Genomic DNA, 22553 nt, shown 5'->3' on the forward strand with positions numbered 1-22553 from the left:
ACTTGCAGTTTTTATTGTTCCCGATATAGTGCACTGACGGAGGACTAAAAAGAATGGTTGAAAGTAAATACACAGAACGACAAAGAGAAAGCCTCAAACTCTGGATTGAGCTGCTTCGATATTCCAATAAATTGGAACAGATTATCGATGACAAGCTGCGCCAGAATTATGGCCAGAATATCTCGCGTTTTGATGTGCTTTCACAATTGGTTCGTGAAAATGGTGACGGCTTAACCGTTGGTGAACTTGCGTCACGCTTGATCGCATCCAAAGGGAATATCACGGGCCTGATTGACCGCATGCAAAAAGACGGCCTTATCGTTAAAACCGCGAAAAAAGATGACCGCCGCAGTTTCATCATCACCATCACCGATAATGGCACTAAGCTGTTTACTGAAATGGCCGAAAATAATGCCCAGTGGGTGGAAAATGCCTTAAGTGCCCTTGATATGGAACATATGAAAGAATTCACAAATTTCTTAAATCAGTCCCGTGCAACACTCGACGAAGATTAATTTTTCAAATCTTTCCTAAGCAGCTTTCCCGTCGCTGATTTTGGAAGCGCATCAATAAATTCAATGGCACGTGGATATTTGTATGGGGCCACAATGGATTTCACAAAATCCTGAATATCCTTGATCAAATCATCATCGCCTTTAAACCCACTTTTTAAAACAATAAAGGCTTTTACAATTGTACCGCGATCTTCATCTGGCGCGCCAATAACCGCACATTCCTGAACCGCATCATGGGCCATCACGGCTTGTTCCACTTCCGGAGCGGCAATATTATAGCCGGATGAAATAATGATATCGTCACCACGGGCCACAAACCAAAAATAGCCATCCTGATCCCTTTTGAAAATATCACCCGTGATGTTCCATCCGTTTTCAACATAATTTCCTTGCCGATCACCATTTAAATATCGGCATCCCGTTGGCCCTTTAATCGCCAATCTTCCCGCTTCACCGTCCGGCAACGGATTTCCGTCATCATCAAGTATTTCGGCGATAAAGCCGGGAACGACCTTTCCCGTTGCACCGGGTCTGATGTCATCGCCACTTGCGGAAATAAACACATGAATCATTTCCGTGGCACCAATGCCATCAATTAACCTTATGCCTGTTGCATCATAAAAATCATCCGACACTGATTTAGGCAAATTTTCACCCGCAGAAATACAAGTTTTTAGTGACGAAATATCACGCTCATGAACCTGCCCCGTTAGTACTTTATAAGCTGTCGGCGCGGTGAATAAGGTCGTGACTTTATGTTTTTCAATTGTGTCCAAAATGGCATCGGGACCCGGTTTTTCCAAATAAACCACGCAGGCACCAACACGGGCTGGAAAAACCAATAACCCGCCAAGCCCAAATGTAAATGCAAGCGGCGGTGAACCGCATACAACATCATCCGATTTCATTTTTAGTGTATATTTCGAAAATGTATCCGCCATCGCCAAAATATCGCGGTGAAAATGCATTGTCGCTTTGGGAAGTCCCGTTGTCCCGGAAGTAAAAGCAAGAATGGCAACATCATCACTGGCGGTTTGCACCACATCATACTGGCCTGATTTGCCGTTCATTTTTCCCTGAATATCATTATAGGAAACAACATGTTTTGCTTTGCCACGACTTGATGACAGCAAATCAATGGACAGATCATTTTCCATGATAATCATATCCGGCTCGCAAACACCGATAATCCCATCTAGTTCTTTTTGCCTTAGCATGGTCATGGTCGTGACAACGATGCACCCGGCTTTTAAAACACCAAACCAAAGAGCGGCGAGCATGGGACTATTATCCCCTCGCAGTAAAACCCTGTTGCCGGGAACCAAGCCATAATCATCAACAAGCGTCAGCGCCACATCATTGGAAATTTTATCAAGTTCAGAATATGACCAGCATATATCCCCCATTTTAATGGCGTCATTTTCGGGATGGCCATTATCAAGCAAAACGGCCGCAGCATTTAAGACATTTGGGTATGGTGGTACATCATCGCCAAAAATAAATTCCGGCCATGTGTCCCGTGCCGGCAATCTATCTTTTGCAAATGTATCAATATGTGCGCTCATGTTACTCGCTTAAATTTTGTCTAACCTGCATCAGGATATTGGTGAATTTGATGATATCGTCTTCTTCTATGCCGATAAATGCTTTTTTATAAACATCACTGGCCAGTGCGCGCAAGTCCGATAACATGCCCGTTCCTTTTTCGGTGATAAAAACTTCGATCACGCGGTTATCATCCGGAAATGGTTTTCTGATGATCAAGCCATCATTTTCCATGCGGATCAAGATGCGGGTAATGGTAGAAATTTTGGTCACAGATCTTCTGGAAAGCTCACCAACCGTGCTTGGATTCTTATCGCCAAGCAACATCAAAATACGCCAGCTTGGTTGATCCATATCCAGATCTTTTAATCGTTCTGTTGTCTGCTGCGTATATGTCGCGGACGTTCTGTTTAAATTATAAAGCGGGTAATCATCTAAAATGAAATCAGGATGATCCGGCCCATGCAAACTCACCTTTTCCTGCATCTTTTTCTGAAACCTCCGTCATTTTCTGGTCTTTCAGAACTTCGTTAAACTCTATCCCCCGCTCACTTAATAGGGCAGCATCACGTATCCTTATAATTGTTTCTGCCGTGATTGTTTCATCATTTTCAATTAACGCCATAATGCGTGAAAAGCGATTGATGCCCCGTTCATGGGTACTGCCATACCCTTTAATTAAACGCGGACATTTTGAAATTTCAAGTGCTAATTCACTATCGCCTTGTTTTGCCTTTACAATTTCAAGCCATGCATTGATGCGCGTCATTTCTTCTTTATACCGTAATGTTTTACGTCTCATGCCCCTTAAACTCGCAACAAAGCGTAATATTAAATACCCGATTATTGTTTTTGGGCGGATAATGCGGCCTTTCTTGAAAAATCTGGAAAAAAACCTTTTCCAAAACGCAGAGTTTTTCATCATCTGGCCAAGCCCTGCCGGCAGCGTATGGCAAAATTCTTCATATCTGGGATGGAAAAAATCATGCCCGTACCAGATTTGATGATCACCTGCGCGAACTTCGGATGATATTTTTTCATTTCGTTCCACGCGCGTTTTCAAATCGGCGACCCTGATGATATCTTCAAATGACATCCAAAGCGCCAAATGTCTTGCTGTTTCTGTTAAAAGCGTCGGATCATTAATCCCTTCAAGCTTGGCAAGATATTCATCTGCATATTCCACATCCTGATAATCCACTAATTTATGCACACCATATGTAATGATTGCTCGTGCCTCTTCTGGGAAATCTTTAACACTATCAAGTAATTTTACTGGGCTTTGGTTTTCCTGTTTTTCGATACTTCCATTCTGCGCTGCATTAAAACCAAGCTCAAAACCAGCGAGGTTACTTTCCACCGCACGACCAGATTTTTTAATGGTTGCTTCGAATGTTTCACGTTTAAACGGCAATGCCCCTGATCCGGCAAGAGCGCCAAATAATACACTTGAAATAACGCTTGATGATTTAAGCACCATTTCATTCATATCAAACAGAATTAAATTTTTAGCGGCCTTTTTAATGGCATCACGCACCGCATCACTATCCAACCGCCCATCGCCCATATTTTCTTTTTCTGAAATGGCAAAAACACGGTGATCCGATGCGATTAAGGTTGTTCTGTCCTGTGTTACAATGCCGCGGTTGACGGCGCGTCCCGCTTCCATTAATTCGGCGGCGATACAAATATCAACATCACCGGATACTGGCATTAAAGCAAGGACCGGTTCTTGATCTTTAATATTATTTTCAGGATAAATTTCAATGGCATAAATGGTTGTCCCTGTTCGCTGCGCCACACCGGCGATGGCGGTATATTGGGCGCGGTATCCGTTGGCTTCGGCCAGTTCCACAATCCAGTTACTAAGCACGCCGCCGCCCTGTCCGCCAAGGGCAGAAACGGCAATAGAAATTCTGTCACGGGAATTTGTCATAATAGCCCCGCTTTCTTTAATCTAGTCATGCGTTTCTTTTCTGCGCCATGTTGCATCCAACCAATTACATTACGTCTGAATTTATCCTTAAATTTATCCCATGATGATGGATTATAAATAAGCGATACTTTTGAAAATGACGGACATAATACCTCTGCATGAGCGACTTCACCACAATGGCCACATCCCACGCAGCTATTATCCACATAGGCAACAGGATCGGATTTTAAGGGATCTGGATTTTCTTTTAACGTTAGTGACGGACACCCTGACAAGCGTATGCAGCTATGATCACCTGTGCATGTTTCGCTATCCACATAAAACCGGTCTCGCACCATTCGTTCGCCGGATTTAACATTGTTATTAAAAATCGGTTTTTCACGGCGCTGCCTGTTGAGCATACATTCGCCCTGCGCGACAATAACCTTTGGCCCTTTAAAGCTGGTCGTCATGGCGTCCAATAGCGTGCTATGCATTTCTACAAGGTCATATGTACGCACCGTTTTCACCCATTTAACGCCCACACCCTTAACGGCGTCAGCAATAGAATGCTGGGTACTGCGTTTTTCATGTTCCCCTTTTGATGAAAGCAGGTCCTGTCCGCCCGTGGCCGCAGAATAGTTATTATCAACAATCATCAACACATTGTCGGTCTGATTAAAAACCGCATTTCCGACACCACTGGTCAGTCCGTTATGCCAAAATCCGCCGTCCCCCATGATGGAAAGCGTGCGTTTATTCGCATCTTTATTAAAAGCTGATGCCCCCGCCCACCCAAGGCCGTAACCCATTGTGGTGTTGCCAATATTAAAAGGCGGCAAAATAGAAAATAAATGACAGCCGATATCCGCACTAATATGAAGGTCGCCGATTTCTTTTTGTACCAATTGAATGGCTGTGAACATCGGCCTTTCCGGACATCCCGTACAAAATCCAGCCGGACGCGGCGGCACATCAACCATATCAAACTTTTTAACATCGAATGATTTTTCACCAATCAATCCATGTTGTCGGGCAAATTTTTCAAGGCCCGCCTTTATGACATCGGTGGTATATTCCCCAATATCACTGATCATATCTTTACCATGCAACAAGACGCTAGATTTCGCCTTACGCAAAATATTGCTCAGTTCATGTTCGATATATTCGGGATGCCCTTCTTCCACAAGAAGGACCGCTTCCTTGCCACTGGTAAATTCAAGAATTTCATCATCAATGACCGGATAGGTCACATTCATCACATAAATAGGAATATCCGTATTGCCAAATTCATCACTTAACCCCAGTAATTCAAGGGCGCGTATCAAACTGTTATATAGGCCGCCCTGAACAATGATGCCGATGTCTTTTCTATCACCACCAAGCAATTCATTCAGTTTATTATCTTTGATGAATTTCACCGCAGCGGGCCAGCGGTTTTTTAGTTTTTCATGTTCATGAAGATAATTGGCAGGCGGTAAAACGATCCGTGACGTGTCCCTGTTCGGGTTTTCCATGGCATCCTGTAATTTAAATTCAGGTTCCACATTATCCTTGGCGGTAAAGCGGCCATATACATGACAAGCCCTGATACGCAGTTCAAGCATCACGGGTGTATTTGACGCTTCAGAAAGTTCAAAACCGGTTTCAACCATATCAACGATCGACGTTAAATTCGGACGCGGATCTAGCAACCACATTTGCGATTTCATGGCAAAAGCATGGCTTCGTTCCTGCATGATTGAGGAACCCTCGCCGTAATCTTCGCCGACAATAACCAGCGCACCACCCGTCACCCCGCCGGATGATACATTGGCAAGCGCGTCACTGGCCACGTTGGTTCCAACTGTGGATTTCCAGGTCACAGCCCCCCTTAACGGATAATTCACCGACGCCGCCAGCATAGCGGCGGCTGTGGCCTCGGACGCAGATGTTTCAAAATGAACATTAAGTTCATTCATAATCTCTTCCGCATCCGCCAAAACATCCATCAAATGGGATATGGGGGATCCTTGATACCCGCCCACGTAAGAAACACCGGACTGGAGAAGAGCTTTCGTGACGGCTAATATGCCCTCGCCACGAAAGTCTTCCCCTTTACCCAGTCTTAATTTTTCAACTTCTTTTTTAAAGGACCGTTCCGCCATAAAGGATTATTTATCCTTTAACGCGAGTACGCGCAGCGGGCTACCGGAACCATTTTCAATTTTTAATGGCGGCACGATAAGGATCGAACCCGTCGCCGGAAGCTTATCCAGATTGGTAAGGCTCGCGAGACCATATTTATTGGCCCCATGCATTAATGAATGCGCAGGAAACGGAATTTCAAACATCGCGGCCGCACCGGCGTCTGTACCAACGGTTTCAACACCCCAACCCATGATGTCTTTTTCAATTAAATACTGAATACAACATGCTGATGGTCCCGGTGAATGCGGACCATTTTCATCCGCATTTAAGAAATTATCACGGCCAACCAAACCAAGCCAGTCCGTACGCATCAGCACCCATGAACCCGCTGTAATTTCACCGTGTTCTGCTTCCCATGCCTGCACACCTTCTTTGGTCAAAAGGTAATCTTTATCTGCTGCTGTTTCTTTTGAACAGTCAATCACAAACGCAGGGCCAACCAGATTTTGTGCCGGCAATGTATCCGTGCCACCGTCCTGATAATCTTTACCACTGACCCAATGGATCGGGCTATCGAAATGGGTGCCAGTATGTTCACCCATATGAATAACGTTCCAATACCACGCTGGTCCGTCTTCGTCATATTTCGAAATTTGCTCCATTGAAAATGGTGCTGAATTTTTGGCAATTTCTTCCGGCAGATGGATGATCGGTGTGTCAGGTCCTAACACTTGCGTTAAGTCAACAACTTCGATATCACCAGTCCCCAGTCCTGTTGCCAGATCGGCTAATGTATTTGACATAGAATCCTCCCTAAAATTTTGTCTTAATAGATACTATAAATACGAATCATTTGATTTTGCAAATAATATCATAAATTTGAAACATATTTTTATTTTACTTGCGCCTAAGCTTTTCTCTTTTTACTTTACATGTAATGAATATTTTAGGGGCGAAGATGGCACTATCAGGAAAACATGCAGTGGTAACCGGTGGCGGAACCGGTATTGGCCTTGCGATCACCAATGCTTTGGTAATTGGGGGCGCCGATGTAACGATTATGGGGCGTAACCTTGAACGCCTTGAAAAAATCGCCCAGAAAAATGATAAAATCCACGCCGTTCAAATCGACATCATGAATGAACAAAGTGTTCAAAATGCCATCCAAAAGACAAGTGAATTCAAACCCATTGATATTCTTGTGAATAATGCAGGTGATGCGGACAGCGGACCTTTCGAAAAAATGGATTTGGACCGCTGGAAATTTATGATTGATCTTAATCTAACCGGAACTTATCTGGTCACCAGTGCCGTAATGACTGACATGCTGGAACGCGGTGCGGGTAACATCATCAATGTGGCGAGCACCGCCGGATTGCATGGTTATGCCTATACATCCGCCTATTGCGCGGCGAAACATGGCGTCGTGGGGTTAACAAAATCGCTCGCCCTTGAAATGGCAAATAAGGGGATCTCCGTAAACGCTTTATGCCCCGGATATGCCAGAACCGACCTTGTCATGAATGCGGTTAAAAATATCATGGCGGCAAAAGGAAAAACCGAAGAAGAAGCCATCAATGGCATGTTGGCCCCAAGCGGGCAACAAAGATTAATCGAGCCTGATGAAATCGCAGAACAAGCCATCAAAATATGCGAACAGAATTTAAACGGTGAAATCATTATCATCGACGGGGAAGAAAGAGAATAATCATGAACCCAGAAACATTCAATCCGGAACATTTCTTATGGAATTTCAAAGACGGCATCGCCACCATCAAGCTTGACCGACCGGAAAGAAAAAATCCGCTTACCTTTGATAGCTATGCTGAATTACGCGATACATTCCGTGATCTGGTTTACACCAAAGATGTAAAAGTGGTTATTTTTGCCCCGAACGAAGGCAATTTTTCATCAGGCGGTGATGTCCATGATATTATTGGGCCACTCGTTAAAATGGATATGACGGAACTGTTGGATTTCACACGCATGACCGGCGATCTTGTGAAAGCCATCCGTGCTTGTCCGCAACCGGTTATTGCCGCGGTTGATGGTATTTCCGTGGGCGCTGGCGCGATTATCCCTATGGCAAGTGATCTACGCATCGGAACACCGGAAAGTAAGACAGCGTTTCTATTTAACAAAGTGGGACTTGCCGGATGTGATATGGGTGCCTGTGCCATATTACCACGCATTATCGGACAGGGGCGCGCATCAGAACTATTATACCTTGGGCGTAGCATGAGCGGCGAAGAAGGATACAATTGGGGATATTTCAATCAGCTTGTATCCGGTGACGAATTGATCGCCGCAGCGGAAAAGATGGCATCAAAAATCGCATCTGGCCCAACATTTGCCAATGGCATCACCAAAAACCAGCTGAATATGGAATGGGATATGAGCATCGACGCGGCCATAGAAGCAGAAGCACAAGCGCAAGCAATTTGCATGCAAACCAAAGATTTCGAACGCGCATATCATGCATTCGTGAATAAAGAAAAACCAGTATTTGAAGGTGACTGATGAATATCAACGTGGATCAAACATATCTCGATTGGCCCTTTCTGGAAGATCACCATCGCACACTCGCTATTGATCTGGAAAAATGGTGTCAGGAACATCTAAACAACATTGACCATTGTGATGTTGATCGCGCCTGTAAGGATATTCTATCAAAACTAGCCAGTGGTGGTTGGCTTCAATATGTCGTTCCAAAAGAATATGGCGGCATTCATGAAAATCTGGATGTCAGATCATTATGTCTGATCCGTGAAACACTTGCCCGTCATGACGGTCTCGCGGATTTCGTATTCGCCATGCAGGGCCTTGGCAGCGGCACAATCACACTATTTGGTTCAGATGACATAAAAAGAGAATATTTGCCCGCGGTTGCAAGCGGCAAAAAAATGGCGGCATTTGCCCTTACCGAACCGGAAAGTGGTTCTGATGTCGCCAATATGACAACCACAGCCGAACTTAATGATGATCATTATGTCATTAACGGTGCAAAGACATTCATATCCAATGGTGGTATAGCCGATTATTATGTTCTTTTTGCAAGAACTGGTGACGCACCGGGTGCAAAAGGATTATCAGCCATTATTCTTGATGCTGATGCCAGCGGATTAGAAATCACAGAACGGATAGAGGTCATCGCACCACATCCACTAGCGACACTTGAATTTAACAATGTGAAGATTCCTGTTTCTAAAAGTTTAGGAAACAGCGGCGACGGTTTCAAAGCCGCAATGGCAACACTTGATATATTCCGATCAACCGTTGGTGCGGCGGCCCTGGGGTTTGCAAGACGCGCCTTATCAGATGCGGTTAAACGTACCAATGAACGCCATCTTTTTAATGCGCCACTTCATAATTTACAACTCGTTCAAGGCATGCTTGCCGACAGTGCCACAGATATTGATACAAGTGCGCTACTGATTTACCGTGCAGCGTGGACGAAAGATACCAAACCGGGCCGCGTCACCCGTGAAGCCGCCATGGCAAAAATGCACGCAACAGAAACCGCACAGCAGGTCATTGACCGCGCCATCCAGATTTTTGGTGGACAAGGTGTCGTCAGCGGTGTCAAAGTAGAAGAATTATATAGGGAAATTCGTGCGCTTAGAATATATGAGGGGGCGACCGAAGTTCAAAAAGTGGTCATCGCCAGGGAAACATTAATACAGTTCGAGGAATAATAAAAATGAAGCATCTTTTGCCAGATGGCTGGCCACGACCAAAAGGATATTCAAACGCAATCAGTGTTAAAAACGGCCGCACTATTTATGTGGCGGGACTTGTGGGTTGGAACGAACGCGAAGAATTTGAAAGTGATAACTTAACCGATCAATTTAGAAAAACACTTGAAAATACCGTTGCCGTGCTTGCGTGTGATAATGCAGGGCCAGAACATATCGTGCGCATGACATGGTATATTACCGACCGCGAAGAATATCTTTCAAACTTAAAAGAAATGGGAGCCATTTACCGCGATGTTATGGGGAAAAATTTCCCCGCAATGGCATGTGTCGAGGTATCTGCATTAATGGAATCCCAAGCTAAAATTGAAATTGAAACAACCGCCGTGGTTGAAGCAGAAAATGGGGAATAAAATTTATGGATAATACATTGCTGGTTGAAGGACGCGAATGCGGCAAATGCGAAGCATGCTGTGTCGAATTAACCATTCAAGATCCAGAGCTTTTAAAGCTGCCCGGTGTAAAATGTCAGCATTTATCAAAAAAACACGGCTGCACCGTCTATGAAAATAGACCCAAAACATGCCGCGATTATTATTGCATGTGGCGTTTTATGCCAAACCTTGACGAAAACTGGAGACCTGATCTTAAAGGCATTATGATTAGGAGAGCTTATAACGGCATTCCAAAAGGATACGAGGGAAAAATCGCCCTTAATTTCGAAGTGATCGGCAAAAAATCTGTCATTCATGATATGGACTTTATCGAAGTACTCGGCGGTTTTATTGTAAATGGATTTCCATGTTTTCTATCCATCGGCAAACCACGTAGACAAACAAGCCTCGTGTTTTTAAATAATAAAATCCTGCATCTTATCCAAAATAGAAATCTTGATGGATTAAAGGCGACGTTAACTGATGCCTTAAAACACAGTGCCAAAAATGTTGGTAAAAAAATGTACATCGAGGATGGTGAAATCATATGATAAAAAAAACTCTGCTTTCACTTATGCTATTTTCTTTGGCATCTTGCGCAGGTGAAAATGAAATTCATCCTGTAAACGAAGACGTCCTGTTTATTGTGCTCGGTAAAATGTCACTTTACAACCAAGATGCTGATGGGGGCCATGAATTACGCGATCATCATTTCGTTGCCGAAATAATGCCTAAAGAAAAAGGAAAAATATTGGGCGGTACATTAACCAGTGCTGATGATTCATCCTTTTCATTACCCTTTAACCCGGAAGGGCCACAATTCCTTGCCCATGGCGCCAGAACCATGACACCGGAAGAATTGCATGATGCCCACCCAGATGGCACCTATATTTTCAATTATCAAACGCCAAATGGTGAAATGACCGGACAACCACTGGCGATTACCCGCCGTGACACAACGGATATCATGCCGTTACCGGCAACGATTTCACTGTCCCAAAATGGACTGGACATAGACGAAAATGATATTGACCCTGAACAGGATTTAATCGTTCATTGGACACCGATGAAAGGCAACATGAAAAACCCTAATAGCGAACTAGCCGATCTGACGTTCGTACTCGGGTTTGATTGTTTCGGAAACAACATTGCCCACAGTGGCAGACCATATAACGGCAAACCATATCTGACTTATGAAACAACGGAATTTACTATTCCGGCAAGTAGCTTGTCGTCGGGTGTTAGTTATCAATTTATTGTCGAACAGGCGACCGCCGATGTAATGCGTCATCAAGGTGTTCCTGGCATCGCAACATATGCCACATTGACTTTTTTAAATGGCAAAACATTAGGCGAAAACACCTGCCCTGCCAAATAATCCTATACATATTAAAGAAATTATCTTATAGCGGATTTTATTGATTAACCGCCAATAATACGACGATAAGGAAATGTGTGATGACCAATAAGTTTGCACTTGCACTACATGGGGGTGCCGGCCCAAGAGCCGGAAAAGATTATTCTGTAACCGAAGCCCATATGGAAGAACTCACCCGCGAAGGGGAAGCACTTCTTAAATCGGGCGAAACAGCACTTGATGTCGTTGAAATTATGGTGGCCAATCTGGAAAGCTCTGGCCTTTATGTTGCTGGTAAAGGGTCCGCCCCAAATGTCATGGGCAAAGTGGAACTAGACGCCGCCATTATGGAAGGACACACACAAGCGGCCGGTTCCGTATCTGCCATTCAGGATGTCATCAGCCCGATCGGCGTCGCCAAGGCCGTTTTGCAAAATTCACCTTGTGTGATGATCACTGCACAAGGCGCCAATCAATTTGCCGATGAACATGGATTTGAAAAAATAGGTGATCCTGAAAATTATTATGTTCTGCCCATCGGCGTTAGTCAGGAAGATACGGAACAAACAGACATGATGCATGGCACGGTTGGTGCTGTAGCGCTTGATATTCATGGAAATCTCGCGGCTGCAACATCAACTGGCGGTGTATTTGGTAAACCGGCGGGACGTGTGGGCGATACACCAATTATTGGCGCAGGTACCTGGGCAGATCAGGATATCGCCATTTCCTGTACTGGCACTGGTGAATATTTTGTGCGTGCTGGTGGTGCATTAACCGCGGCCAATGGTTATAAACTGGCTGGTGATACTCTAGATGAAGCACTTTGGCGCATGCTTGATGAAGTTGAGCGACTTGGTGGTAATGGCGGCCTTATCGCAGTAAGTAAATCAGGTGAAATCGCCATGGCCTTTAATTCGGACGGGATGAAGCGCGCTGCTGTATCGAACAGCACTGCACTGGTTTCAACCACATTCGCGCCTTGTCGTTAATCACTTTCCGTCAGTGCAGGATACCCGAATAATGCGGGTGTCCCGCCCGTGTGAATGAACAAAATTTTATCGGATTTGGAAAATTTTCCGTCCCTAATTAATTTTATCAAGCCCGCTAGTGCCTTCCCCGTATAAACCGGGTCAACTAGCAATCCTTCTTTTTCTGCCGCCAGTTTTATTGCCTCTTTAACATAGTCATTCAACCTTCCGTATCCGGGGGCAAGCGTATCATCAAAAAGCTGTACGTCTGATAACGGAACAGATTTATCAACATTGATCATATCCATTACGATCTCTGTTTTTTTATGAACTCTTTCCTGCTGAGCATGTCTATCACGCCTTACACATATGCCAATGACAGGTGTATTGTTACCAATCGCCCTTAATCCCGCCAACACACCAGAATGTGTTGTCGCGCTTCCTGATCCAGTGACAATATAATCTGCATCAGGCATTTGATCATTAATTTCGGCGGCACAATCCACATATCCAAGCGAGCCAAGGGGCAGATGATGACCGGCAAGCGGAATAACATAAGGTTTTTTTCCATGTGATTTTAATATCTCCGCCCGCTCATATAACGCATTGTCTGCGCCTTCTTCATCTTCACCGACTGGGTAATGATGAAATTTTGCCCCCATCAATTTCATCAGATAGGGATTGCCGGATTTATAATATTCCTGCGGTTGGTCCGGCACGCGTTCTTCGAGCTGCACTTCCACATCCATACCAAGTTTTCTAGCGGCTGCAACAGCGGTGCGCATATAATTGGATTGTACGGCCCCCGTGATCAAAATCACATCTGCGTTTTGTTTTTCGGCTTCGCCAAAATAATATTCAAGTTGACGAACCTTATTACCGCCAAACGCGAGCCCCGTTTGATCATCACGTTTTATATAAATTTCCGGCCCACCCAGAAATTCACTTAACCGATCAAGCTTTTCAATCGGTGTTGGTGTAAAGGCAAGTTTCGTTCTGGGATAATGACCTGTTAACATGAGAACCCTTTATAAATTCATCAGCATAAAAACGCCTGTTAATATCAGGATCACCAAAATGATCCCCTTAAACAAGCGTTCATTAATTTTTTTAGAAAGCAAATGCCCCACATAGACACCCAAGAGTGCCGCCGGAAGTACAATGGCACTATTAATCCAGGTTTGTTTTTCAATTCCAACAAATACCATTTGCATGATGGTTGCGCCACTATAGGCAAAAACAAAAATCGCCATCATAACGGCGCGAACCTCGTTTTTCCGAAGTGCCGTTCTTGATAAAAATAGCATCAATGTCGGCCCAGGCATGGCCATAGCAACGCCAAAAATACCGGAAAATAAACCAACAAATGAAAGCAGCGGTTTCGGCAATTTGTTCACATCCAGCAGATCTTTGCCACGCTTTGATAAAAACATCTGCCACGCATTTGATATACTGATCAAAATGACAAATGTTGCCACAACCGCTTTTATGGCCTTAAGATCCAGTTTCAAAAACATATAAACACCGATCGGAAACCCGATCAAGCAACCCAGAAATATCCAGCGCATGAAATTTGTCGGTCGTTCATTTTTAAGCTTAATTACAAGCGGGATAGACATTGCAATTGATATGATAATCACCACTTGAACGGCAGCTGCGCTATTTAATATTAGCAGATAAACAGGCACCGCAATCAGCGCAAATCCAAAACCAGTTGCCGACTGCACTACAGACGCAATAAGTGTCACTAATATTAAAGCCAAAAGTTCCATTATTTATTCAGCGTCAATTTTTGCCCAAATTTTCTTGATCCATGGAACGGCATGCCCAACTGGTTCCGGCAACAGATTTTCCTGATGATGGGTCAGGACAAAGAGTTCATGGAAGGTGACATCCTTGCCCTGCTCTTTCAGCATTTTTACATATTCCACTGTAGGTTCAATGTCGATTAAACCGTCCACATGGGAATGCATGATATAAAGCGGAATTTTCCAATCGGTATCCAGCAATTTGACACCATCACGATATGTATTCATATCCGCAGGCATTCCGGCAATCGGGAATGCACCGGCAAATCGGTCCTGATATTTGGATGCCCAGTGCCATGTACCAAATGCACCCATGCTGTAACCTGTTACAATCGTTTTACGTTCATCAATGTTATAGGTTTTATTAACCGCCGCCCATAATGCATTTAGTGCTTTTTCATTTTCAGGTGTTTGCCAATTACCACTGACAGAATCAGCCGCGAGGAAAATAGCATTTAATGGCTCAAACGCCTGTTTATAGATTTTATTAAAAAAACCTTCTGTCCAATATGGTTCAGGACGGTTATCACCGCGCATTCCGTTAAAGCCGTAATGAAGCCCAAGGATCATTGGTGTTGGTGTGCTACTATCGTAATTTTCCGGAATACTAATCACATAACGCTGTAATGTACCATCAGGGTGGGTCACTTCCATCCTATGAAAACCGGGTTCCATTCTTTTAATATTAAGATCCTGCGCCAGAACCGAAGTCGTCAATACCAGAAATGAGCAGATAAAATGAATGAGTATTTTTTTCATTGGAACCCTCCTTTATTTTAGGGATGACAATGACATATTGATTTAAAAACTGCAAGCAAGGGCTTGCATTCAGGGATATGCCCTTTATGGTATCTTTTTAAAGGAATAAACATGTTACCAATTGAATTATTAACAGCATTTTTTGTGACGGCCATCTTGCTTGGTATTACGCCGGGGCCGGACAATATTTTTGTGCTGACACAATCCGCCGTTGCTGGAAGACGTGCTGGTGTTGCTGTTACACTTGGTCTATTAACTGGTATTTTCTGTCATACGGTTGCTGTTGCCCTTGGTATCGCCGTTATTTTTCAAACCTCGCCTGTTGCATTCACCGCTCTTAAGATTTTCGGGGTTGGGTATTTACTCTATCTTGCGTGGGGGGCTTTTAACGCGGGGGATGCCAAAATAAACGGCAAAAGCATTCAAGATATCAGTTTCTTTAAATTATACCGTCGCGGTATCATCATGAATATCAGCAATCCAAAAATTGCTGTATTCTTTCTGGCATTTCTGCCGCAATTCGCCGATCCAGCGCTTGGAAATATTCCCGGGCAGATTTTATTGCTTGGTACTATATTTAATATCGCCACTTTGATCGTCTTTATGACCATTTGTTATTTGGCGGGCTCCATTGGTGATTTCTTAAAATCATCGGATAAGGCACAAACCATCTTAAACAGAATTGCTGGCACAGTTTTCGTGGGGCTTGCTTTAAAACTGGCCGTAACCAGTAACGAATAATTCAGCAAAAATTCATAAATCGGTCAAAATTTAACCTAGATCAAATAATTTTCCTCACCCTTAGGTCATATTGCCCTCACGCGACACGAACACTCAGGAAAGGAAAATGTCATGTCTGATTTAAATCTTAAAAATATTGTTGTTTCAATCGATCCGCTTGAAAAAACACAATATTCACTAAACCGTGCAATGAAAATGAACGACGTTCTTGAAGGCGGTGTTAACATCCATTTGTTTATTTCACTTGAAATGGACAAGCTGCATAAAATGCATGACCGTTATGATTTTTCATGTGATGGCGACTGGTTCAATGAAATGACCAAGCCAATGGCCGATGCAGGCGTTAAATTTACATCCGAAGTTATCTGGACAGATGCATGGCATAGATCAATCAATGCTGCCTGTGAAAAATATGATGCCGATCTTGTGATCGTTTCTGATTATGCGACAGAAGACGGGCGTACTGACCTAACACCATCAAAATGGGCGCTTCTACGTTCATCAAAATGCCCGGTCATGATTGTGCATCCAAATACAAATATGGAAAGAAACAACATTCTTGCAGCAGTTAACATGCAAACTGATAACCCGCGTTATGCTGAACTCAATGATAAAATTCTATCATATAGCGCATTACTTGCTGATAAATATTCCGCAGAAAAGCATCTGGTAAATGGTTATGAAGACGGCATGGAATACCCTGACCGCGCCAAGCTGATCAAAGAAACTGATACAAAACAAGAAAACATCCACGTCAAACAAGGTGGCCCACGTGCGATTATTTCTGAAACTGCAAAAGAAATTGACGCGGATATCGTAGTGATCGGTACTCTTGCCCGCCGCGGTGTTATGGCCGCAATGAAAGGCAATAAATCAGAACGCATCATCCGTGAGTTAAGCTGTGATGTGATGGTTCTGAACTAATCACACCGGTTTTATTTTTAACGCAATGAAGATCCCGGCGATTGCCGGGATTTTTTTTGGAATTTCGTCATTAAGATAATTTTAATCCATTATGTGTACTTTAAAGATATAAAAAAAATATATCTATGAAGGTTTGTTATGGAAAAGAAATCAACATTAGAAGTTATTGTCTCATTCATCTATCCCTTTTTCTCAATGGCTTAGGGCATAGCTAAAAAAGTTTTACAGCGTTATATTTCGTGTTAGCATGCTCTGAAAAAGGGAAGCTATTCACTTGCGCATCAGTTCAATTTTAAAATTTATCATTCCATCGACGGTCGGCATTTTACTGTTCCTAACGCCCGTTGAATATAATGGCAACACGACAATTTTGCTCGCGGTGCTCACGACCCTTTTTAGAACACCGTTTGAAGGATATATTCTGGAAATCATCGTTTCTGTGGTGATCATTTCTGCCGTGAGCAGCGGTTGGTATCAACTTTTTAAACCCACATGGGCAACCACCAATAAATCAATAAGACTTATATGCAATACATCCTTCCCGTGGTTTTTAATGCGGCTTTTGGGGGCGATATTTGCCATCATGGTTTATTTCCAAATTGGCCCGGAACTGGTCTGGGGTAAGGATAACGGATTTACGGTCTTCACTGAAATCGGCGCGACCATCTTTTTCATTATCACTGTCGCCTGTTTCTTAATGCCGTTCCTCACCGAATTTGGATTTATGGAATTTATAGGTACAATAGTCAGTATATTATTTAGATTTCTTTTCAAGTTACCTGGCAGATCTGCAATTGATGCCCTCGCATCATTTTTGACATCATCTAATGTCGGGCTATTGATCACTATCGGCCAATATGAGAAAGGATATTATTCCACGAGGCAAGCAGCATCAGTGGCTGTTAATTTTTCGGTGGTTTCCGTATCATTCTGTTTTTTGATTGCCTCTGTTGCTGGGATAGAACGTATTTTCATCAGCTGGTATATCGCAATAGGCATAGCCTGTATGATATGTGCGATCATTCTAGTTCGCATCCCCCCATTATCAAAATTAAACAATAATTATATAAATAAACAAAAAAAAGAAGAAATTCAGTATGATTTTTCTGATGGTTTTCTTCGGGGAATTTTAAAACTCTTTAAACAAGCTATAAAACTTGCGTCCATTCGAGCGGAAAATGCACCACCAACATCAAAAATTATCTTAACGAGCTGGCACAGTGCCATTTCCGTTATTTTCGGCGTTATTGCCCCGTCCATGGCTATTGGAACCATGACGATTATCTTGCTGAATAATACCCCTGTTTTTAATATTTTAAGCTATCCCATCTTGATGCTGCTTGATCTGTTTAATTTTCCAGATGCCGCACGTGCCGCGCCCGGCATGATCATTGGTTTCCTTGATCAATTTATGCCCGCCATTGTCGCGTCCGACATTGAAAATGAAATGGTCAAATTTGTACTTGCAGGGCTTGCTGTCACGCAGCTTATTTATATGTCCGAAGTGGGCTTGATCATCTTGCGGTCTTCACTGCCGTTAAAACTGCATCACCTGTTTTTTATTTTTATACTGCGTTCAATAATTTCATTTCCTGTGCTATTCATTGCAGGGTTAATTATTTTGTGAGGCAGTAATGAATATTTCCGACATAGTAAACTTGGCTGATCATCCGATCACAGATCAAACATTCATCGAAAAATGCAAAGAAACACTGGATAAAACCGGTGCATTGGTTCTGGATCAGTTTTTAACAAATGATGCCGTTGAATATATCCGTAAAGAAGGCAGTGATAACAAGCACCTCGCCTTTTACTGTCATGAAGAACACAATGTTTATCTTATGACGCCTGATACGAGCTATCCGGAAGGTCACGCAATGAGAACATCCGTCACATCATCCAAGGGATGCATTCAGGATGATCAAATTCCGGACGGTTCACCGCTTCATACGCTTTATGATGATCATGATTTTCGAAAGTTTCTTGCAACTGTTCTCGGTGAAGAGGCGCTCTATGATTACGCAGACAGCCTTTCATCCATAAACCTTCATTACGCAGATGAAGGGCAGGAACTAGGATGGCATTTTGATAATTCATCATTTGCAACCACGCTTCTTATTCAACAACCAAATGGGGGCGGTGAATTTGAATATGTGGAAAACATGCGTGATGCGGATAAGGGCGAAATGAATTATGACGGTGTTAAAGAAGTGCTTGATGGAAATACCCCCGTCAAACATTTAAAAGCCGACGAGGGCACGCTTGTGCTATTCAGGGGACGTAACGCAATCCACCGCGTTACACCAACCATTGGTGATAAAACCCGCATGCTGGTGGTATTGGCGTATAATTCAGAACCGGGCATTGCCATTTCTGAAAAAGCAAGCATGACATTTTATGGACGGGTGGGTGAAATCACCACACCCGCCTAATCAATCATTGCAATCTTATTCCTCACCAGGGTGATAGGAACGAGCGGCGTTTGCCTTTACATCTTCAAGATATAACCATGCTGGTTTATATTGTTTTTGGGCAAGCATCGCGGCCTGATCCATATTATTCGGGGAACTTGGATCGGCACTTGCACCAAACACATGGATAGATTTTGATTTTACTTTCTCATCACCAGATGGGAAATGCACCACGGCCGTATAGCTGTTACCGCCAGTTTTATAGCGTTTCTTTAATCCGTCACGACGATTATTAAAAACAATCTGACTGCCGCCGGACCAACCCGGCACACCAACAGTGGCAATGCTTGGTGCGTTATCATCGAAAACAGGGTCCCCTGCTTCATTCAGTGGTGGGCGCTGTGACCTGTTCATCTCACCCCATGCCACTTGCCACGTATCAAAATTGTCATTCAGCAGGTCTACTGCACGCTCAAGATAATCAATCACTTCTTCGTCCGTAAATTCTGAACCACGTGGTTTTGATCTGTATAATCCTTCAAACCATTCCACATATACGGTTGGTGCAATGCTTTCCAGTGTTGCGACACCATCCCACGCATTTAACATTTCAATCACTGGTGCAAGTTTTGCCGCACGTTCCGTATTTGATGCTGAGGTCGCGGCATATGCATCATTGATGATCGGTTTTGAAATATCCCATTCGACCATTGTTGTATCAAGGCTTTCATAAACCCACGTGTCATAATCAAACACTTCATGTTTATTTAAAATCCGTCTCGCGTTGCGCGAACGTGCATTATCCCCTTCGCGGACCATGTAATATGGGTAATCTTCTTCCTTCGCATCGCTTTCCGACATGCTAGCGTTAAACGGTGTCGTGTTGGTATTTTGCATCATGTTTGAAACAGGGTTTTTCACCTGCGGCAAATCATAAAGCGAATGATATCCCTGCCAGTCGGCATCAGGGTTACTTCCGTCCACCGCAGTGTTCCAGTCAAACCCGTCCTTACGGATTGGAACTGAACCATTATAAATATACCAAATATTACCGTCACGATCCGCATACATGATGTTACCGAAATTCATGCGTTGCGGTTCAATGGCCTTGGTAAATTCTTCAAGGTTGCTGGCACGTTGCATATTATACCATTGATCAAGCCAACCCGGTTGATCATAAGTGGCGAACATGCCGCTTAAATATTTGCCATCACGCATGGCAACCACCGCACCATGATGGGTTTTACGGTATTTGACTTTGCGCACGCCTGCGTCTTTCACTTTAATCTCACCTTCCCATTCGGTAGCTTCGCGTGTGCCATCACCATATGTATAAGAAAGTGGGTTTTCAGGATCATCAAAATGTTCGATCCAGCTGTCTTCCTGATTGCTAAAATTATCAGTACTCATCCAGCCAAGGTTTTCACCAAACCCGATATACGGAAGCGGATAACCAAAACGGGCATAACCCGTGAAATTCCATCCTTCATCAGACAGCATATGTGCTTCGTATGTTTGACCAATACCAAATGCTGGCAAATGTGGGTTAATGAATAACATGGAACCAGTACCGTCAATTTTTGCACCATTCGCGGCCCAACTGTTTGAACCAAACTCTTTACGGTCTTCCGGATCAATTTCCGGATAATCCATTTGTGCCATTTCAAGGTCATTGCCATTAATCGCTTCAAATGCAGCGGTTCTTTCATCCATTGTGAACCTTAGGCGGCTTAAGAAACCGCCCAGATAATACCAACGACGGATTAACGCCAATGAATACCATGGCTCAACATGATCAAGCAGACGTGTTTCCAGTTCAGGATGGGTTTCCATATAATAATTGATACCCGCCGCATAACCATCAAGTAATGCTTTAATCGCCGGTGAGGCATTTTCATAATCGCGTTTTGACAGTTCATTATTTTCAAAACTATGGACCACCCAATCGGCAATCACCGCATCTTCACCCAGAATTTCGGATAGGCGACCTGTTCCCATAATGAAACCCAGCTCAAGCTGTTCAAAGTTATCTTCTGCCTGTGCATATCCCATACCAAAGGCCGCATCACCGTCCGTTTTACCGTGGATATGCGGCACACCCCATTCATCACGGTAAATGGTGACATTCTGCGATCTATGTGCCACTTCCATAGTATCAGTAGATGATGGCTCACTTGTTTGTTCCGAACCGCATGACGCAAGTAAGAAAACAAAAAACATTGAAATTAAGGCTTTATGCATGGAAAGACCCCTTGATTTTTCTGGTTCATTATTATGGGGTATGAGCTTACCCAATTTGCGTAACTTTTCAATTGAAAAGAAAGGACTTCTAATAACGTTTTCTTGATCTGTTAATTTGCCCTCGACGCTTTTTTCTTAGCAATCTTTTTAATCAATCCTTCCTGGATGCCAGGACGGCTCCAGGGGCAGGCGGCAAGACACATACCGCATCCTGTGCTTTCATTAAAAAACGGCAGACATTTATCAAAATCCACATACCATTTTTCAATACCTCTTACCATTTGCTTATCCGCACTGATGGCATCCGGTGGGCAGATATTCTCGCACGCTTTACAATTGATACAGAAATCATCAACACCAAATGTATCCGGTGTATCAGTAACAAGCGGCATATTGGTTACAAGTCCACCTAGCCTTAAAACGGAACCATTTACCCGGTTTATAAGTGACCCATGCTTACCAAGCTCCCCAAGGCCGCTTTCAAGGGCAGGTGGAATTAGCTGAATAGGTACATTATTTGATCCGCCATATGAAATGGCGTTCCAACCTTGTTCATGGATCCACGTGGCAATGGCATGGGTAACAAGGTGTGCTTCGCCATATTTTTTGACAACCTCGACCGCGGCCGGTGGTTCCGGTGCTGTTTTCAAGTTTTCGAAATCCATGGCAACACCAATGGTAATAACGGTATCATAGGGCACTTCAAAACCGTCAATAATCCATTCAGGTCGCATTTTTGTAATACCAACACATACCGCACCACTATCAAGGCCGACAGACTTTAATTCATCAGTCCAATTGGCCGATGATTTTTCAATACGGACGCTTGATGCGGGCGGCACTTCTGTATCGCGAATGCGGTCCGTTTCCATTTGGGTGCGGTATAAGTCTTCATCCGGGTGGGCGTGCTTTTCAAAAAAATTCATTAATGGGCCGAACGGGGTCATTGATGGCGTTTGCCAATATATGGGGGATGGCGGCCGAATTTCCGTTTCCCCGCGCCCATTAACATCATTTCCCGATACATCCGGCCATAATGCCATTTGTTCTGCGCTTGGCTTGAAATTTTTATATTTATTCTTCACTTAATGCTCCCTGATTTAAAGC

General features: G+C 43.6%; 22 protein-coding genes. 12 read left to right on the forward strand and 10 right to left on the reverse strand.

The genetic code is table 11. The features are described from left to right. Nucleotides 1-53: 53 nt before the first annotated feature. Entirely contained in the window at nucleotides 54-515 is a 462-nt protein-coding gene (locus tag KW060_RS14120; protein WP_249036045.1) for a MarR family winged helix-turn-helix transcriptional regulator, read from the forward strand. On the opposite strand, the gene KW060_RS14125 is transcribed toward KW060_RS14120, so the two are convergent. The 5 genes from KW060_RS14125 to KW060_RS14145 are packed head-to-tail and all read right to left on the reverse strand — an operon-like array spanning nucleotide 512 to nucleotide 6908. Beyond that, a complete protein-coding gene (locus KW060_RS14125) occupies nucleotides 512-2080 on the reverse strand; it encodes an AMP-binding protein (RefSeq protein WP_249036046.1) in 1569 nt (522 codons plus the stop codon). The two genes, KW060_RS14120 and KW060_RS14125, sit on opposite strands and share 4 nt — an antisense overlap. Before the next feature lies 1 nt (nucleotide 2081). Next, entirely contained in the window at nucleotides 2082-2546 is a 465-nt protein-coding gene (locus KW060_RS14130; RefSeq protein ID WP_249036047.1) for a MarR family winged helix-turn-helix transcriptional regulator, read from the reverse strand. Then, complete coding sequence (locus tag KW060_RS14135) at nucleotides 2506-3996, reverse strand: indolepyruvate oxidoreductase subunit beta family protein (protein WP_249036048.1); 1491 nt, start codon at nucleotides 3994-3996, stop codon at nucleotides 2506-2508. The genes KW060_RS14130 and KW060_RS14135 overlap by 41 nt, the downstream gene beginning before the upstream one ends. Then, nucleotides 3993-6122, reverse strand: a complete 2130-nt coding sequence (locus KW060_RS14140) for an indolepyruvate ferredoxin oxidoreductase subunit alpha (RefSeq protein ID WP_249036049.1) — start codon at nucleotides 6120-6122, stop codon at nucleotides 3993-3995. The genes KW060_RS14135 and KW060_RS14140 overlap by 4 nt, the downstream gene beginning before the upstream one ends. Before the next feature lie 6 nt (nucleotides 6123-6128). Beyond that, a complete protein-coding gene (locus KW060_RS14145) occupies nucleotides 6129-6908 on the reverse strand; it encodes a cyclase family protein (protein ID WP_249036050.1) in 780 nt (259 codons plus the stop codon). A 155-nt stretch (nucleotides 6909-7063) separates the two neighbouring features. On the opposite strand from KW060_RS14145, the gene KW060_RS14150 reads away from it, so the two are divergent. From KW060_RS14150 to KW060_RS14180, 7 genes are all read left to right on the forward strand, one after another. Beyond that, nucleotides 7064-7813, forward strand: coding sequence for an SDR family NAD(P)-dependent oxidoreductase (locus KW060_RS14150; protein WP_249036051.1), 750 nt, complete (start codon nucleotides 7064-7066; stop codon nucleotides 7811-7813). 2 nt (nucleotides 7814-7815) lie between these two features. Beyond that, nucleotides 7816-8625, forward strand: a complete 810-nt coding sequence (locus KW060_RS14155; RefSeq protein ID WP_249036052.1) for an enoyl-CoA hydratase family protein — start codon at nucleotides 7816-7818, stop codon at nucleotides 8623-8625. After that, the gene (locus KW060_RS14160; protein WP_249036053.1) at nucleotides 8625-9800 is read left to right on the forward strand and encodes an acyl-CoA dehydrogenase family protein; all 1176 of its coding nucleotides are present in this window, start codon (nucleotides 8625-8627) and stop codon (nucleotides 9798-9800) included. Before KW060_RS14155 ends, KW060_RS14160 begins: the two co-directional genes overlap by 1 nt. 5 nt (nucleotides 9801-9805) lie before the next feature. Next, the gene (locus tag KW060_RS14165) at nucleotides 9806-10213 is read left to right on the forward strand and encodes a RidA family protein (protein ID WP_249036054.1); all 408 of its coding nucleotides are present in this window, start codon (nucleotides 9806-9808) and stop codon (nucleotides 10211-10213) included. Nucleotides 10214-10218: 5 nt separating this feature from the next. Beyond that, nucleotides 10219-10785, forward strand: coding sequence for a YkgJ family cysteine cluster protein (locus tag KW060_RS14170; protein WP_249036055.1), 567 nt, complete (start codon nucleotides 10219-10221; stop codon nucleotides 10783-10785). Beyond that, nucleotides 10782-11612 carry a hypothetical protein gene (locus KW060_RS14175; RefSeq protein ID WP_249036056.1) on the forward strand — a complete coding sequence of 277 codons (831 nt, stop codon included), beginning with the start codon at nucleotides 10782-10784 and terminating at the stop codon, nucleotides 11610-11612. Before KW060_RS14170 ends, KW060_RS14175 begins: the two co-directional genes overlap by 4 nt. 80 nt (nucleotides 11613-11692) lie before the next feature. Further along, a complete protein-coding gene (locus tag KW060_RS14180; RefSeq protein ID WP_249036057.1) occupies nucleotides 11693-12583 on the forward strand; it encodes an isoaspartyl peptidase/L-asparaginase family protein in 891 nt (296 codons plus the stop codon). On the opposite strand, the gene KW060_RS14185 is transcribed toward KW060_RS14180, so the two are convergent. From KW060_RS14185 to KW060_RS14195, 3 genes are read right to left on the reverse strand one after another with little or no spacing between them, the layout of a single operon-like run. Next, the gene (locus KW060_RS14185) at nucleotides 12580-13581 is read right to left on the reverse strand and encodes a D-cysteine desulfhydrase family protein (protein WP_249036058.1); all 1002 of its coding nucleotides are present in this window, start codon (nucleotides 13579-13581) and stop codon (nucleotides 12580-12582) included. The genes KW060_RS14180 and KW060_RS14185 overlap by 4 nt on opposite strands. A gap of 9 nt (nucleotides 13582-13590) precedes the next feature. Then, on the reverse strand, nucleotides 13591-14325 hold the full coding sequence (locus KW060_RS14190) for a sulfite exporter TauE/SafE family protein (protein ID WP_249036059.1): 735 nt from the start codon (nucleotides 14323-14325) through the stop codon (nucleotides 13591-13593). 12 nt (nucleotides 14326-14337) lie between these two features. Continuing rightward, the gene (locus tag KW060_RS14195) at nucleotides 14338-15129 is read right to left on the reverse strand and encodes a carboxylesterase family protein (protein WP_249036060.1); all 792 of its coding nucleotides are present in this window, start codon (nucleotides 15127-15129) and stop codon (nucleotides 14338-14340) included. Nucleotides 15130-15240: 111 nt separating this feature from the next. On the opposite strand from KW060_RS14195, the gene KW060_RS14200 reads away from it, so the two are divergent. From KW060_RS14200 to KW060_RS14215, 4 genes are all read left to right on the forward strand, one after another. Beyond that, a complete protein-coding gene (locus tag KW060_RS14200; protein ID WP_249036061.1) occupies nucleotides 15241-15870 on the forward strand; it encodes a LysE family translocator in 630 nt (209 codons plus the stop codon). Between the two features lie 111 nt (nucleotides 15871-15981). After that, nucleotides 15982-16794: a universal stress protein gene (locus KW060_RS14205; protein WP_249036062.1), complete on the forward strand. Its 813-nt coding sequence runs from the start codon at nucleotides 15982-15984 to the stop codon at nucleotides 16792-16794. Nucleotides 16795-17068: 274 nt separating this feature from the next. Further along, on the forward strand, nucleotides 17069-18421 hold the full coding sequence (locus KW060_RS14210; protein ID WP_249036066.1) for a YjiH family protein: 1353 nt from the start codon (nucleotides 17069-17071) through the stop codon (nucleotides 18419-18421). 7 nt (nucleotides 18422-18428) lie between these two features. Further along, a complete protein-coding gene (locus KW060_RS14215) occupies nucleotides 18429-19226 on the forward strand; it encodes a HalD/BesD family halogenase (protein ID WP_249036068.1) in 798 nt (265 codons plus the stop codon). Nucleotides 19227-19241: 15 nt separating this feature from the next. Here the strand turns inward: KW060_RS14215 and KW060_RS14220 are convergent, their stop codons facing one another. Continuing rightward, complete coding sequence (locus tag KW060_RS14220; RefSeq protein ID WP_249036070.1) at nucleotides 19242-21446, reverse strand: penicillin acylase family protein; 2205 nt, start codon at nucleotides 21444-21446, stop codon at nucleotides 19242-19244. 110 nt (nucleotides 21447-21556) lie between these two features. After that, on the reverse strand, nucleotides 21557-22531 hold the full coding sequence (locus tag KW060_RS14225; RefSeq protein WP_249036072.1) for a 4Fe-4S dicluster domain-containing protein: 975 nt from the start codon (nucleotides 22529-22531) through the stop codon (nucleotides 21557-21559). Nucleotides 22532-22553 lie beyond the last annotated feature (22 nt).

Origin of the sequence: Pseudemcibacter aquimaris, assembly GCF_028869115.1 — a bacterium.
GTDB classification, from domain to species: Bacteria; Pseudomonadota; Alphaproteobacteria; order Sphingomonadales; family Emcibacteraceae; genus Pseudemcibacter; species Pseudemcibacter aquimaris.

What these genes read in the sequence shown, in the direction of transcription:
- KW060_RS14120 (WP_249036045.1), top strand. Translation starts at nt 54, where the DNA reads ATGGTTGAAAGTAAATACACAGAACGACAAAGAGAAAGCCTCAAACTC.
- KW060_RS14125 (WP_249036046.1), bottom strand. Translation starts at nt 2,080, where the DNA reads ATGAGCGCACATATTGATACATTTGCAAAAGATAGATTGCCGGCACGG.
- KW060_RS14130 (WP_249036047.1), bottom strand. Translation starts at nt 2,546, where the DNA reads ATGCAGGAAAAGGTGAGTTTGCATGGGCCGGATCATCCTGATTTCATT.
- KW060_RS14135 (WP_249036048.1), bottom strand. Translation starts at nt 3,996, where the DNA reads ATGACAAATTCCCGTGACAGAATTTCTATTGCCGTTTCTGCCCTTGGC.
- KW060_RS14140 (WP_249036049.1), bottom strand. Translation starts at nt 6,122, where the DNA reads ATGGCGGAACGGTCCTTTAAAAAAGAAGTTGAAAAATTAAGACTGGGT.
- KW060_RS14145 (WP_249036050.1), bottom strand. Translation starts at nt 6,908, where the DNA reads ATGTCAAATACATTAGCCGATCTGGCAACAGGACTGGGGACTGGTGAT.
- KW060_RS14150 (WP_249036051.1), top strand. Translation starts at nt 7,064, where the DNA reads ATGGCACTATCAGGAAAACATGCAGTGGTAACCGGTGGCGGAACCGGT.
- KW060_RS14155 (WP_249036052.1), top strand. Translation starts at nt 7,816, where the DNA reads ATGAACCCAGAAACATTCAATCCGGAACATTTCTTATGGAATTTCAAA.
- KW060_RS14160 (WP_249036053.1), top strand. Translation starts at nt 8,625, where the DNA reads ATGAATATCAACGTGGATCAAACATATCTCGATTGGCCCTTTCTGGAA.
- KW060_RS14165 (WP_249036054.1), top strand. Translation starts at nt 9,806, where the DNA reads ATGAAGCATCTTTTGCCAGATGGCTGGCCACGACCAAAAGGATATTCA.
- KW060_RS14170 (WP_249036055.1), top strand. Translation starts at nt 10,219, where the DNA reads ATGGATAATACATTGCTGGTTGAAGGACGCGAATGCGGCAAATGCGAA.
- KW060_RS14175 (WP_249036056.1), top strand. Translation starts at nt 10,782, where the DNA reads ATGATAAAAAAAACTCTGCTTTCACTTATGCTATTTTCTTTGGCATCT.
- KW060_RS14180 (WP_249036057.1), top strand. Translation starts at nt 11,693, where the DNA reads ATGACCAATAAGTTTGCACTTGCACTACATGGGGGTGCCGGCCCAAGA.
- KW060_RS14185 (WP_249036058.1), bottom strand. Translation starts at nt 13,581, where the DNA reads ATGTTAACAGGTCATTATCCCAGAACGAAACTTGCCTTTACACCAACA.
- KW060_RS14195 (WP_249036060.1), bottom strand. Translation starts at nt 15,129, where the DNA reads ATGAAAAAAATACTCATTCATTTTATCTGCTCATTTCTGGTATTGACG.
- KW060_RS14200 (WP_249036061.1), top strand. Translation starts at nt 15,241, where the DNA reads ATGTTACCAATTGAATTATTAACAGCATTTTTTGTGACGGCCATCTTG.
- KW060_RS14205 (WP_249036062.1), top strand. Translation starts at nt 15,982, where the DNA reads ATGTCTGATTTAAATCTTAAAAATATTGTTGTTTCAATCGATCCGCTT.
- KW060_RS14215 (WP_249036068.1), top strand. Translation starts at nt 18,429, where the DNA reads ATGAATATTTCCGACATAGTAAACTTGGCTGATCATCCGATCACAGAT.
- KW060_RS14220 (WP_249036070.1), bottom strand. Translation starts at nt 21,446, where the DNA reads ATGCATAAAGCCTTAATTTCAATGTTTTTTGTTTTCTTACTTGCGTCA.